Here is an 11,978-nt window from a genome sequence, read left to right as displayed (position 1 = left end):
CGTGGCATTTCGCAAATGCGCGCCCGCCGCGAGAAAACGGCGGAATTGCGACGGATTCGGGCAGTCTCGCGACCGGGGCCGACGGTTTGACGTCAGGCCTGGCTCGACTCGTCGAGCCGGCGGATCAGCTCCTGCGCCGCCGCCGGTGCGCGGACCTTGCCGCCATGGATGAAGAAGATGAAGGTTTCACGTCGCGCCGCGGGCGGGTCCTGGTCCTCGACATAGGGGAGACCGGCCGGGCGGCCGCCCGAGGCCCAGGTCCGTGCCGCCTCGGTCCAGCGCGGCAGCTCGGCTTCAGGATAGCAATGGGGATTGTCGTCCTCGCCCGCCTCGAGCCGGGCATAGACGAAGTCGCCGGTGATGTCGGCGATCGCCGGATATTGCGGCGAATCGGCATAGACGATCGCCACGCCGGCCTTGCGGCAGAGGGTGACGAACTCGGGCACCGCGAAGCTCTCGTGCCGCACCTGGACGGCGTGGCGGAGCTTTACGCCTTCATGGGTGCGCGGGAGCAGGTCGAGGAACGCGCCGAAATCCTGGGCGTCGAACTTCTTGGTGGCCATGAACTGCCACATCAGCGGGCCGAGCCGGTCGCCGAGCTCGACCACGCCCTGGCCGACGAACCTGGCGACCGATTCGCCGGCGTCCGCCAGCACCTTGCGATTGGTGCAGAAGCGCGAGCCCTTGACCGCGAAGACGAAGCCGTCGGGGACGGTCTTCGCCCAGCCCTCGAAGGTGGCGGGCTTGAAGCTCGAATAATAGGTGCCGTTGATCTCGATCGCGGTGAGCTGGCGCGAGGCGTATTCCAGCTCCTTCTTCTGCGAGAGCTTCTCCGGATAGAAGGTCCCGCGCCAGGGCTCGAAGGTCCAGCCGCCGATGCCGACTCGAATGGGTGCACTGCTCATGTCGCGCACCCTAGCCGCTTGCCGGGAGGCCGCCAGCCCGAAGCTGGCGGTCAAACCCGCTTAGCGCACCCGCGACCAGGTCTGGGCCTTGCAGATGATGCCGAACAGCACGCAGCCCTTGCCGACCATCTTGTCGCCGTCCTGGAACTGGATCGTGCCCGAGAAGGTCTGGCGGATGTCGGGGACGAACACCTTGCCGCTCCACTTGCCCTGGCCGGCGGGCTTGAGGTCGCGGAACAGCCGGGTGCCGACCAGCTGGGTGGTGCCGCCGCGCCTGGCGTCGGCGATCGCCTTGTCGCTGGCCCAGGTGATCGTGCCGCAGACCGCGCCGCCGCAATTGTCGATGCGGATGTGGACGCTGTTGCTGGGATTGCGCCACTCGCTGGCGATCGGCGCGTCGGGCGGCGAACCTGCCGATGCGGGGGTGGCGAGCGAGAACAGCACGAATGCGGGCAGAATCGCCCGAAGGACTTTTCCGAACATGGCGGGGCTTCTTGCGGTTGGAACCTGTATGCCCGCTGAAGTGGAAAGCCCGGCCCCCTCGAACAAGGCCGCTTACGGAAACCCAGCGTTCCGAATCACTCGGTGATTCGCGACCAGGTCTGCGACTTGCAGCCGACGCCGAGCACCAGGCATCCCCGGCCGATCATCTGGTCGCCGTCGATCGTCACGGTGCCCGAGAAGGTCTTGCGGATATCGGGGACGAACACGCTGCCCTTCCAGCGATTCGGGCCGTTCCTGTAGAGATTGCGGAAGATCGGGGTGCCGATCAGGTTCTCGGTGCCGCCGCGCCTGGCATCCGCGATCGCCTTGTCGCTGGCCCAGACGACGGTACCGCAGATCGCGCCCTTGCCACAGGGCTCGTAGCGGATGTGGACGCTGTTGTGCGGGTTGCGCCATACGCCCTCGATCCCGTCGGGCGGGGAAGCGGCGGAAGCGAGAAGAGCGGCGCCAAGCGCCAGAGCGAGCCGTGCGATCATCGGCAACACTTTGTCATCCGACCCCGGGCCCGCGCAAGCCATCCGATAGGCTAGGCGCGGATCGAATCGTCGAACGCCGGCGGAAGGTGACAGATTTTCTGAAGTTCGTTTCCCAGGCACCGGAAATCCGGTGGGAAACGCTGGAGCGGGCGAAGGGATTCGAACCCTCGACCCCGACCTTGGCAAGGTCGTGCTCTACCCCTGAGCTACGCCCGCTCTGGCGTTCTAGTCCGGGGCAGCGAAGCGCCACCGGGCTGGGTGAGGCGCGGCCACTAGCACCGGCTTTTTGGGTCCGCAACCCCTATCGCCACAGTTTTTTTAAAGGCTTGGCGCATCGCCCCTGAAAGCCCACATATCGCGACGAACCGAAGCGCATCTTTTTCAGGAGCAGACACCTTGGCCACGCTTGGACTCACCCCCGCGGAAAAGGAAGCCGTGGACGGCTTCCGCCGGGACGTCGTCGAGCCCTCGATGACCAGCCTCGTCATGATCGATTTCTGGGCGGAATGGTGCGGCCCCTGCAAGGCGCTGACTCCGATCCTGGAAAAGGTGGCGACCGACTATGCCGGCAAGGGCGTGATCCTCGCCAAGGTCGATGTCGACGCGAACCAGTTCATCGCCAACCAGTTCCAGGTCCGCTCGATCCCGACCGTCTATGCGATGTTCCAGGGCCAGCTGGTCGCCGACCTGAGTTCGGCACGCACCGAATCGCAGCTGCGCACCATGCTCGACCAGCTGCTGCGCCAGCTGCCGGTGCAGAGCACCGAGGCCCAGGCCGAAGCCGAGCTGGAGCCGCTGATCGAGATGGGCGAGCAGTCGCTGGCCGAGAATGATCCGGAACGCGCCCTGTCGATCTTCGAGCAGATCGCCGAGCTGGTGCCCGAGCATCCCGTGGTCGCCGCCGGCCGCGCCCGTGCCCTGCTGGCGCTGGGCCGCGCCGAGGAAGCCGAATCGGTGCTCGCGGCCCTGCCCGAGGACGCCAAGGGTGCCGAGATCGAGCAGGCCCGCGCCGCGATCGCACTCGCCAAGGAAGCCCAGCCGGTAGAGGACCTGTCGGGCCTCGCCGCCCAGGCCGCCACCGGCGACATGGAAGCGCGCTACGAACTCGCCGGCGGCCAGATGGCCTCGGGCGACCGCGACGGCGCCGCCGAGACGCTGCTCGCCATGGTGCGAGACGACCGCGAATGGAACGAAGGCGCCGCCCGCCAGCGGCTGCTCAAGCTGTTCGAGGCAGTCGGCCTGGAAGATCCCTGGGTATCCGCCCAGCGCCGCAAGCTTTCGGCGATCCTGTTCGGATGACGCCTTCGGGGAAGATCACGCGGCTGTCGGTATTCCCGCTGGCCGGCGCGCTGCTCTTCCCGCGGATGCACCTGCCGCTGCACATCTTCGAGCCGCGCTACCGGGCGATGGTCTCCGACGCGCTGGTCCGCGACCGGCGCATCGGGATGATCCAGCCGCGCGACGCCGCCAACCCGCCCGGCCTGTTCGAGATCGGCTGTGTCGGCCGCATCGCCGAGGTGGAGGCGCTCGACGACGGGCGCTTCGACATCGTGCTCGAGGGGCTGGCACGCTTCATCATCCGGCGCGAGCTCGACGTCACGACGCCGTTCCGCCAGGTCGAGGCCGAGCTGGAGGCGGTGGGCGACATCGAAGTGCTCGCGATGGCCGAGCGCGCCGCGCTGGAGATCGAATCGCGCCGCTTCGCCGACGTGCTCGGCTATGCGGTCGACTGGGAATCGGTGAGCCGGCTCGACGACGAATCGCTGGTCAACGGCATCGCCCAGATCGCGCCGTTCGACGCGGCATCGAAACAGGCGCTGCTCGAGGCGGACACGCTGGCCGAGCGCAGCGAGCTGGTGGTGCAGCTGATGCAATTCTACGGCCGCCACGACGGGGACGACGAAGTCACGCTGCAATAATCAGCGATCGTCGGAAGCGGCTGCGATCCCCTGCGCATGGTGCGCCACGGCACGCCGCGGCATTCTCCGGCGCCCTAGAACCAGTTGCAGCGCAGCAGGCCCTGGCCGATCAGCAGCTGCTGTGCCGCCAGCGTCACCGTTCCCAGCACGACCAGCACCAGATAGCTCAGCCGGAACTGGCGCAGCCCGATCGCGACAAAGCCGAGCGGCAACGACGCCGCGGCCAGGCACCAGAGAAGGCCCGCCGCCACGCTGAGCGACGTCCAGGGCGAGCTGTTGCACAGCAGCGAGCCGAGCAGGAGCTGCCAGCCAAACAGGCAGACCAGGAGTTGTGCCGCGGGCAGCAGGGCGAACTGCCAGTTCGGCAGGGCGATGAGCCGATCGCTCATTTCCGGTAGATGCCGCTGAAGGTCACGTTCATCCCGCCGCACTGGCCATTGTCGCGAGCGAGCAGATAGGGACCAAGCAGGCGGAGGGTGATGCGGCAAGCGGGCTCTTCCGAATCGGCGAATGCGAGGCTGCCGCCCTTGGGTTCGGGCAGATCGGCGCTGAACATGCCGGAGTTCACACCCCCGCGCTTCACCCGCTCGGGATCATGCGCCCCCCAGGTGGCGTTGCCGCCGAGATGGAAAGTGCCGGGTTTCGCCCCCCGGGTGATGTCGATCTCCGATTCCCAGCCGCTCCAGCCGCCGATCCAGTCACTGGCTTTCGGCGGGGCCGGCGCCACCCGGCGCAGCGCGGCAGTCTCGACCCAGCCTTCGCTCGGACGGGTGCTGCCTGGGGCAAGATAGGTGACGCGAGTGAGCGCTCCGCTGGCTTCCCAGGCGACCAGCCTGTCTCCGGCGACGACATAGCCCTTGCGGCGGCAGGCGGCGCTGGGTGCCGGGCACCCTTCCCGCTCATCGCCGGCGTGGAAATAGCGCTTCGGGCCGGGGGCGACTTCGACCAGTTCGGCGGCGATCGGCGCGGGAGCGTCCTGGAGCAGCAACAGCAATGCGAACGGCAGCACCGGCATATGGGTCCCTTTCAGCTCCTTCCCGGCGAAGGCCGGGGCCTAGGCTCCGCGCACTGTCGACGGCGCAGGGAACTCTCGAATGACATTGCAACTGGGCCCCGGCCTTCGCCGGGGAGCAAGTGCGAATTCTAAGCCGTGATTCCCTGCAGCAGCTTCGGCACATCGCCGCTTTCGCCGCGCGCCTCGGCCATGAACCAGTGCTTCAATGGCGGCAGGCGGTCGACCGCGGAAAGACCGAAGCGACGAACCGCGCTCGCGGTCCTGCCGGGGATGCCGAACAGCCGGGTGAGCCCATCGGTGGCGGCGGCGACCATGAAGGTGTCGAGCCCGCGCCAGCGCTGGTAGCGCGCGAGCAGCTGGGGATCGCCCATGTCGAGCCCGAGACGCTTGCCGTCGACCAGCACCTCGACCAGCGTGGCGACATCGCGGAAGCCGACATTGACGCCCTGCCCCGCGATCGGATGGATGCCGTGCGCGGCGTCGCCGACCAGCGCAAGCCGGTCGCTGGTGATCCAGGCGGCGTGGTGGAAGCCGAGCGGGTGGCTGAAGCGCGCGGTGAGCGGCCCGAGCTTGCCCAGGAAGCCGCCCATCCGCTTCTCCGCCTCGGCGAGATAGGCGCGCTCGGAAATCTTCATCATGCCGGCGGCGTCGCGCGCATTGACCGTCCACACCACCGCCGAGCGATGGCCGTTCTCGTCGTCGAGCAGCGGCAGGATCGCGAAGGGACCCTCGGGATAGAAGATCTCGAAGGCGATATTCTCGTGGCTGTGCTCGTGGCCGAGCGTGGCGACCATGGCGGCATGGTCATAGCTCCAGCGCGCCGTGTTGAGCCCGGCGGCCTCGCGGGTGGGCGAGTTGCGGCCCTCGGCACCGATCAGCAGCTGGGCGGAAACCTGCTTGCCGTCGCTGAGCGTCGCGGTGACGCCGAATTCGCCACGTTCCACGTGAAGCGCGCGGGTCTGCATGCGGACATCCGCGAGCGGCGCGGCGACCGCGGCCTCGTAAAGCGCGGTGCGCAGGATGCGGTTCTCGAACATGTGGCCGAGCGCGCCGTCGCCTTCGCCGGGGGCGAAATCGAGCTTGCCGGGTTCGAGCCCGTCCGAGACGCGGATGCCCTGGATCGGGCAGCCCTTTCCCGCCAGCCGATCGGCCACACCGATCGCTTCGAACATGCGCATCGGCGCGCTGGCGATCGCCGAGGCGCGGCCGTCATGCCGGGCGGCGAGGATCTGCTCCGGATCGGCCGGATCGACCACGATCGAGGAAATGCCATGCGCATCGAGCGCGGTGGCCAGCGCCGAGCCGACCAGCCCGCCGCCGAGAATGAGGACATCTGCGCGATCCATTGGCGTGCCGTAGCGCCTCGCTTTCCTCCCGTCATCCCCACTCCTTCCCGTCATCCCCGCGAAGGCGGGGATGACGAGGAAGAATGAAGGGGCGAGGGCGTACCCCAATGCGGCGGAACGTGGCGGGAACGCTTGACGGCGGAGTCCGCTCGCGCGATTAACCGGTTCGCACCCCTGAAAATCTGGAGGCTGGGCATGGCGTCCCGGGCACAAGCGCCGCTTTGGCGCGAAACCATGAAGGCCGGCGCGCGCCGCAGCGGCGCGGTTATCGGCGGAGCAGCCCTGTTCCTGGGCGTGCTGGCGCTCGGCGTGGCGCTGGGCAGCTATCACCCGACCGATCCGTCGATGAACACTGCCGCGGCAGGGCCCGCGCGCAACTGGATGGGCGATCCCGGCGCGTGGATCGCCGACCTGCTCTATGCGCTGCTCGGCCCCGCGGTGTGGCTGTTCCTGCCGGTAGGGCTGATCGTCGCGATGCGGCTGCTCAAGGACCGGCCCGTCGGCAATTGGGGGCCGATGACGCGCGGCGTCGCGATCGGCGTGGTGTTCATCGCCACCGCCCTCGCCTTTTTCTCCAGCGATGCGCTGCTGTCGCTTACCGGCGGCTGGGGCGGTGTGGTCGGCCTGAGCATCGCCAGCTTCTTCAACTGGCTGATCGGCTTCACCGGGGATCCGGCGATCAGCTGGTGGGCGGCGCGCGGGCTCGGCCTGGTCTGCGGGCTGATCGGCCTGTTCATCTGGTGGCGCAGCCTCGACTTCTCGCTGCCCGAGCGGGTGATTCTGCCGAGCATCCCGAACCTGAAGGGCCCGGCCAAGGCGCCTTTGCTCGGCGCGCCGCAGAAGGAAGTGTTCGACGACCGCGAATTCGCCGAGCCGAAGATCCGCGACGGCCGCGAGCCGCGCAAGACGGTGGTGCCCGACAATCGCCCGGGCCCGGTGATCGCCGACCGCAACGTCACGCCCTCGCCGGCGCGGACCAAGCCGCCGACCCAGACCAGCCTCGACTTCAAGGACAGCTACCAGCTGCCCTCGATCGACCTGCTCAAGGCGCCGCCGGTTAACAAGAATGCGGGAATCGACAAGGCAGCGCTGGAGCGCAACGCCCGGCTGCTGGAGAGCGTGCTCGACGATTTCAACGTGAAGGGCCAGATCGTCGAGGTACGGCCGGGTCCGGTCGTCACCATGTACGAGTTCGAGCCGGCCGCCGGCATCAAGGCGAGCCGCGTGATCCAGCTCGCCGACGACGTGGCGCGCAACATGTCCGCCACCTCGGCGCGCATCGCGACGATCCCGGGGCGCAGCGTGATCGGCATCGAGCTGCCCAATGCGGTGCGCGAATCGGTCAATCTGCACGAGCTGATCGGCAGCCAGAGCTTCGAGGACCAGGGCGCGACGCTGCCGCTGGTGCTCGGCAAGAACATCGCCGGCGACGCGGTGATCGCCGACCTGGCGCCGATGCCCCACCTGCTCGTCGCGGGTACCACCGGCTCGGGCAAGTCGGTCGGCCTCAACTGCATGATCCTGTCGCTGCTCTACCGGCTGACGCCCGAGCAGTGCCGGATGATCATGATCGATCCGAAGATGCTCGAGCTGAGCATGTACAAGGACATCCCCCACCTGCTCGCCGACGTCGTCACCGAGCCGGCCAAGGCGGTGCGCGCGCTCAAATGGGCGGTGGAGCAGATGGAAGACCGCTACCGGATGATGGCGCATGCCAATGTCCGCAGCCTCGCCTCGTTCAACGACAAGGTGCGCCAGGCCAAGGCGAAGGGCCAGAAGCTCGGGCGCAAGGTGCAGGTGGGCTATGACCCCGACACCGGCAAGCCGATGTACGAGGAGGAAGCGCTCGAGCTGCAGCCGCTGCCGCAGATCGTGGTGATCGTCGACGAGCTCGCCGACCTGATGATGACCGCGGGCAAGGAAGTCGAATTCCTGATCCAGCGGCTGGCGCAGAAGGCGCGCGCCGCGGGCATCCACCTGATCATGGCGACGCAGCGCCCCTCGGTCGACGTCATCACCGGCGTGATCAAGGCGAACCTGCCGACCCGCCTGTCCTTCTACGTCGCCAGCAAGATCGATTCGCGCACCATCCTGGGCGAGCAGGGCGCCGAGCAGCTGCTGGGCAAGGGCGACATGCTCTACATGCCGGGCGGCAAGCAGCTGGTCCGCGTGCACGGGCCCTTCGTCAGCGACGACGAAGTGCAGGGCGTCGCCGATTTCTGGCGCTCGCAGGGGACGCCGGACTATATCTCGGCGGTCACCGAGGAGCCCGAAGATGGCGGATTCAGCCTCGACGGCGCGCCCGAGGGCGACGATTCGCCGGAGGACCAGCTCTATCGCCGCGCGATCCAGCTGGTGGCGGAGAGCCAGAAGGCATCGACCTCGTGGCTGCAGCGCCAGCTGCGCGTGGGCTACAACTCCGCCGCGCGGCTGATCGAGCGGATGGAGAAGGACGAGCTGGTCTCGCGCCCCGACCATGTCGGCCGCCGCGAAGTGCTGATGGATACCGACGGCCGGCAATTGTAACGGGATCGAATCGCAGGGCCTGGGGGTTCAGGGGACATTCAAGCCCCGCCTTCCAGGGCATTTCCCCGCAATTTGGAGAAACGACACGTGTTTGCACGGCCCCTCGCTCTCAGCCTCGCCCTTGGCGCGCCAGCGCTGATCTCGGCTACGGCGCCGGCGCTGGTCTCGGCCGCGGCGCCCGCCCCGGCCAATGAGCTCGCCCAGGTGCAGCAGCATCTCCAGGCGGTGAACTCGATGGTCGCCGGCTTCGCGCAGACCGATCGCAACGGCCGCACGCTGACCGGCACGATGACGCTCAAGCGCCCGGGCAAGATCCGTTTCCAGTATCAGAAGGGCGTGCCCCAGCTGATCGTCGCGGACGGGCGCAGCCTCTATTTTATCGACTACCAGGTCCGCCAGGTCGAGCGCTGGCCGATCGGCAACTCGCCGCTTGCCGTGCTGCTCAACCCGAAAAAGGACATCGCCGGCTTCGCCAAGGTAATCCCGACCGGAAGCGACCAGGTCGTCTCGGTCGAGGTCTATGATTCGAAGCACCCTGAATATGGCCGGATCACCTTGATCTTCCAGAAGAACGCCTCGGCCCCGGCCGGGCTGATGCTCCAGGGCTGGGTGGCGCTGGATTCGCAGAACAACCGGACCTCGATCCGGCTGTCGAACCAGCAGTTCAACACCAATGTGAGCGACGGAACGTTCCGCTGGAACGACCCGCGGCGCCAGGGCCCGCGCTGAAACTGAACATCGTTCATGCTGGCGACAGGTTGCCTGCCCTAGAACCAGTCTTGCGGATGTGGGGCGTACCCGGGATTTTCCCCCTGTTACCCGGGATTTCCACTTCCCGCCTGCGTGACGAACGCTAGGTCGGCCCTCGTTCCATTGCCCCCGGGACGAGGGCCTTTCCATGTCTGGCGCTCCCCCACTGGTGCGGAGCCGGAACACTCCCTAAATCCGGCGCGATGAAGATCGCCTCCTGGAACATCAACTCCGTCCGCTTCCGCATCGAGATCGTCGAGCAGTTCCTGCGCGAGGAAGCGCCCGACGTGCTCTGCCTGCAGGAAACCAAGGTCATCGACGGCGACTTCCCCGAAGGCGCCTTCCGCGCGCTCGGCTATGACCACATCATCAAGCACGGCCAGCGCATGCACCACGGCGTGGCGATCATTGCCAGGGTACCGGTGGTCGAGGACGACCGGTTCGACTGGCAGGCCAATGGCGAGGCGCGCCATGTCGGCGTGCGGCTGCCGGGCGGCGTGCGGCTCGAGAATGTCTATGTGCCCGCGGGCGGCGACATCCCGAACCGCGAGCTCAACCCCAAGTTCGGCCAGAAGCTCGACTTTCTCGAGCGGATGATCGCCTGGTCCAAGGACCTCAGCGTCCCCTCGATCCTGACCGGCGACTTCAACGTCGCACCGCTGGAAAGCGATGTGTGGAGCCACAAGCAGCTGCTCGACGTGGTCAGCCACACCCCGATCGAAGTCGAGACGCTCGGCCGACTGCAGGCGGCGAACGACTGGGTCGATCTTGGCCGCCACTTCGTGCCTGCCCCGGCGCGCTACTACAGCTGGTGGAGCTACCGCGCGAAGGACTGGGCCGCATCGGATCGCGGGCGCCGGCTCGACCATATGTGGGCAAGCCCAGACGTCGCCGCGAAGGCGACCAGCCACAAGGTGTGCGAGCCCTGCCGCTCCTGGCTCAAGCCTTCGGACCATGTGCCGATCATCACGGAGTTCGACTTTTGAGCGCGCATGACGCCGCCCGCGCGGTCGACGCGCTGCGCCGGGGATGGCCGATCGCGATCGGCGACCTGGCGCTGCTCGCGGTTGAGACCGCCGACGCGCCGCGACTGGCGGCGTTCGACGCGGGCGGCGAGGCCGATCTGCTGCTCTCCGCCGGCCGCGCGGCGACGCTGAAGCTTGCCAACCAGCGCGATGCCGCGACGCCCGACGCCCCGGTGCTGGTCCAGCGCGCGCCCTGGCTCGATTTCGACACCGCGACCGCGCTTGCCGACCCGCAATTCGACCTCGCCACGCCGCTCAAGGGCCCCTTCCGGGCGATCCCACTGGCCGAGCCCGAGCTTTCCGCCGCCGCGCTGCGCCTTGCCCGGGTGGCGGGGCTGCTGCCGGCCTTCTTCGTCCGCAAGGCTGCCGGCGAGGAGACGATCACCGCCGCCGATATCGACGCGCATGAGGATGCCGATCGCCTGCGCATCGTCGCCCGCGCGCGCCTCCCCGTGCTCGACGCCGAGGACAGCGAGATCGTAGCCTTCCGCACCGACGAGATGCCCGGCGAGCATGTCGCGCTGCTGATCGGCGAGCCCAACGGCAATCCGCCGCTCGTTCGCCTGCACAGCGAATGCCTGACCGGCGACGTACTGGGCTCGCTCAAATGCGATTGCGGACCGCAGCTTCAGGCGGCGATCCGGGCGATCCGGGAAAGCGGCTGGGGCATATTGCTCTACCTCCGCCAGGAAGGGCGCGGGATCGGGTTGATCAACAAGCTGCGCGCCTATGCGCTGCAGGACCAGGGCTTCGACACGGTCGATGCCAACACCCGGCTGGGCTTCGCGGTGGACGCGCGCAACTTCGCCACGGCGGCGAAGATGCTGTCGCTGCTCGGCCAGCACCGCATCCGGCTGCTCACCAACAATCCCGACAAGGTAGCGGCACTCGAAGCCGCAGGTGTGACGGTGACCCAACGCGTCCCCCACTTCCTGCCGCCCAACCCGCACAACGAACGCTATCTCGCGACCAAGCGCGACCGGACGGGGCACCAGCTCTGAGGTATTTCCTCGACACCGAGTTCAACGGGTTCGGCGGGCCGCTGATCTCGCTGGCGCTGGTGCCGGAGGATAGCGGCGCGCCCTTCTACGCCGCGCTCCCCTGCCCCGATCCGACGCCCTGGGTAGCGGAGCATATCCTGCCGGCGCTCGATGTGGCGCCGATCAGCCGCGCGGCGATGGGGCATGGCTTTGCCGCTTATCTGGGAAATGATCCCGATCCCGTGCTGGTCGCCGACTGGCCCGAGGACATCGCCCATGCCGCGCAGCTGCTGATCGTCGCGCCGGGGCACCGCTATCCGATCGACCGCATCCGCTTCGAGCTGTGCGACGCCTTCGGCTTCGACAGCGCGGCGCTGAGCCGGCGGCCGCACAATGCGCTGAGTGACGCCATGGCGTTGCGGGAATACTTGCTCGCGAGGGAAGCGCGAGGGTTCTAGGCCCCTCCCGCTATCCCGCGAAGGCGGCGATCCATGGTAATGGCGCCAAGTCCTTCGTGACTCTGGATCCTCGC

The 11,978-nt window shown here is 67.9% G+C and carries 13 protein-coding genes and 1 tRNA gene; 7 read left to right on the top strand and 7 right to left on the bottom strand.

Annotated elements, in window-relative coordinates; genetic code table 11:
- Window positions 1-92 precede the first annotated feature (92 nt).
- From AAHM44_RS05120 to AAHM44_RS05105, 4 genes are all read right to left on the bottom strand, one after another.
- Window positions 93-905: a DUF72 domain-containing protein gene (locus tag AAHM44_RS05120; protein ID WP_342249266.1), complete on the bottom strand. Its 813-nt coding sequence runs from the start codon at window positions 903-905 to the stop codon at window positions 93-95.
- A 60-nt stretch (window positions 906-965) separates the two neighbouring features.
- On the bottom strand, window positions 966-1,388 hold the full coding sequence (locus AAHM44_RS05115; protein WP_269573304.1) for a DUF2147 domain-containing protein: 423 nt from the start codon (window positions 1,386-1,388) through the stop codon (window positions 966-968).
- 95 nt (window positions 1,389-1,483) lie between these two features.
- A complete protein-coding gene (locus AAHM44_RS05110; protein ID WP_269573305.1) occupies window positions 1,484-1,885 on the bottom strand; it encodes a DUF2147 domain-containing protein in 402 nt (133 codons plus the stop codon).
- A 141-nt stretch (window positions 1,886-2,026) separates the two neighbouring features.
- A tRNA-Gly gene (locus AAHM44_RS05105) sits at window positions 2,027-2,101 on the bottom strand.
- 180 nt (window positions 2,102-2,281) lie between these two features.
- On the opposite strand from AAHM44_RS05105, the gene AAHM44_RS05100 reads away from it, so the two are divergent.
- The gene (locus AAHM44_RS05100; protein WP_184163407.1) at window positions 2,282-3,184 is read left to right on the top strand and encodes a tetratricopeptide repeat protein; all 903 of its coding nucleotides are present in this window, start codon (window positions 2,282-2,284) and stop codon (window positions 3,182-3,184) included.
- Window positions 3,181-3,804: an LON peptidase substrate-binding domain-containing protein gene (locus AAHM44_RS05095; protein WP_269573306.1), complete on the top strand. Its 624-nt coding sequence runs from the start codon at window positions 3,181-3,183 to the stop codon at window positions 3,802-3,804. The genes AAHM44_RS05100 and AAHM44_RS05095 overlap by 4 nt, the downstream gene beginning before the upstream one ends.
- 74 nt (window positions 3,805-3,878) lie before the next feature.
- On the opposite strand, the gene AAHM44_RS05090 is transcribed toward AAHM44_RS05095, so the two are convergent.
- The 3 genes from AAHM44_RS05090 to AAHM44_RS05080 all read right to left on the bottom strand — a co-directional run bounded on the left by AAHM44_RS05090 (window position 3,879) and on the right by AAHM44_RS05080 (window position 6,165).
- Window positions 3,879-4,193 carry a hypothetical protein gene (locus AAHM44_RS05090; RefSeq protein WP_269573307.1) on the bottom strand — a complete coding sequence of 105 codons (315 nt, stop codon included), beginning with the start codon at window positions 4,191-4,193 and terminating at the stop codon, window positions 3,879-3,881.
- Window positions 4,190-4,819, bottom strand: coding sequence for a hypothetical protein (locus AAHM44_RS05085; protein WP_342249265.1), 630 nt, complete (start codon window positions 4,817-4,819; stop codon window positions 4,190-4,192). The genes AAHM44_RS05090 and AAHM44_RS05085 overlap by 4 nt, the downstream gene beginning before the upstream one ends.
- 128 nt (window positions 4,820-4,947) lie before the next feature.
- Window positions 4,948-6,165, bottom strand: coding sequence for a UbiH/UbiF/VisC/COQ6 family ubiquinone biosynthesis hydroxylase (locus tag AAHM44_RS05080; protein ID WP_269573309.1), 1,218 nt, complete (start codon window positions 6,163-6,165; stop codon window positions 4,948-4,950).
- 195 nt (window positions 6,166-6,360) lie between these two features.
- Between AAHM44_RS05080 and AAHM44_RS05075 the strand changes: the two genes are divergently transcribed.
- The 5 genes from AAHM44_RS05075 to AAHM44_RS05055 all read left to right on the top strand — a co-directional run bounded on the left by AAHM44_RS05075 (window position 6,361) and on the right by AAHM44_RS05055 (window position 11,904).
- Entirely contained in the window at window positions 6,361-8,691 is a 2,331-nt protein-coding gene (locus AAHM44_RS05075; protein WP_269573310.1) for a DNA translocase FtsK, read from the top strand.
- 87 nt (window positions 8,692-8,778) lie between these two features.
- Window positions 8,779-9,420, top strand: a complete 642-nt coding sequence (locus AAHM44_RS05070) for a LolA family protein (protein WP_269573311.1) — start codon at window positions 8,779-8,781, stop codon at window positions 9,418-9,420.
- 224 nt (window positions 9,421-9,644) lie between these two features.
- The gene (locus tag AAHM44_RS05065; RefSeq protein WP_184163387.1) at window positions 9,645-10,427 is read left to right on the top strand and encodes an exodeoxyribonuclease III; all 783 of its coding nucleotides are present in this window, start codon (window positions 9,645-9,647) and stop codon (window positions 10,425-10,427) included.
- Complete coding sequence (ribA, locus tag AAHM44_RS05060; RefSeq protein ID WP_342249264.1) at window positions 10,424-11,467, top strand: GTP cyclohydrolase II; 1,044 nt, start codon at window positions 10,424-10,426, stop codon at window positions 11,465-11,467. Before AAHM44_RS05065 ends, ribA begins: the two co-directional genes overlap by 4 nt.
- A gap of 59 nt (window positions 11,468-11,526) precedes the next feature.
- Window positions 11,527-11,904, top strand: coding sequence for a hypothetical protein (locus AAHM44_RS05055; protein ID WP_342249263.1), 378 nt, complete (start codon window positions 11,527-11,529; stop codon window positions 11,902-11,904).
- The last annotated feature ends 74 nt before the right edge of the window (window positions 11,905-11,978 follow it).

The organism is Sphingomonas sp. OTU376, assembly GCF_038440415.1.
GTDB classification, from domain to species: Bacteria; Pseudomonadota; Alphaproteobacteria; order Sphingomonadales; family Sphingomonadaceae; genus Sphingomonas; species Sphingomonas kyeonggiensis_A.
Note: the sequence above shows the minus strand (reverse complement) of the source record. Positions and strands in the feature narration are given on the sequence as shown.

Excerpts from the sequence above, each read along its gene's own strand:
- AAHM44_RS05120 (WP_342249266.1), bottom strand. The coding sequence starts at position 905 with ATGAGCAGTGCACCCATTCGAGTCGGCATCGGCGGCTGGACCTTCGAG.
- AAHM44_RS05115 (WP_269573304.1), bottom strand. The coding sequence starts at position 1,388 with ATGTTCGGAAAAGTCCTTCGGGCGATTCTGCCCGCATTCGTGCTGTTC.
- AAHM44_RS05110 (WP_269573305.1), bottom strand. The coding sequence starts at position 1,885 with ATGATCGCACGGCTCGCTCTGGCGCTTGGCGCCGCTCTTCTCGCTTCC.
- AAHM44_RS05095 (WP_269573306.1), top strand. The coding sequence starts at position 3,181 with ATGACGCCTTCGGGGAAGATCACGCGGCTGTCGGTATTCCCGCTGGCC.
- AAHM44_RS05090 (WP_269573307.1), bottom strand. The coding sequence starts at position 4,193 with ATGAGCGATCGGCTCATCGCCCTGCCGAACTGGCAGTTCGCCCTGCTG.
- AAHM44_RS05085 (WP_342249265.1), bottom strand. The coding sequence starts at position 4,819 with ATGCCGGTGCTGCCGTTCGCATTGCTGTTGCTGCTCCAGGACGCTCCC.
- AAHM44_RS05080 (WP_269573309.1), bottom strand. The coding sequence starts at position 6,165 with ATGGATCGCGCAGATGTCCTCATTCTCGGCGGCGGGCTGGTCGGCTCG.
- AAHM44_RS05075 (WP_269573310.1), top strand. The coding sequence starts at position 6,361 with ATGGCGTCCCGGGCACAAGCGCCGCTTTGGCGCGAAACCATGAAGGCC.
- AAHM44_RS05065 (WP_184163387.1), top strand. The coding sequence starts at position 9,645 with ATGAAGATCGCCTCCTGGAACATCAACTCCGTCCGCTTCCGCATCGAG.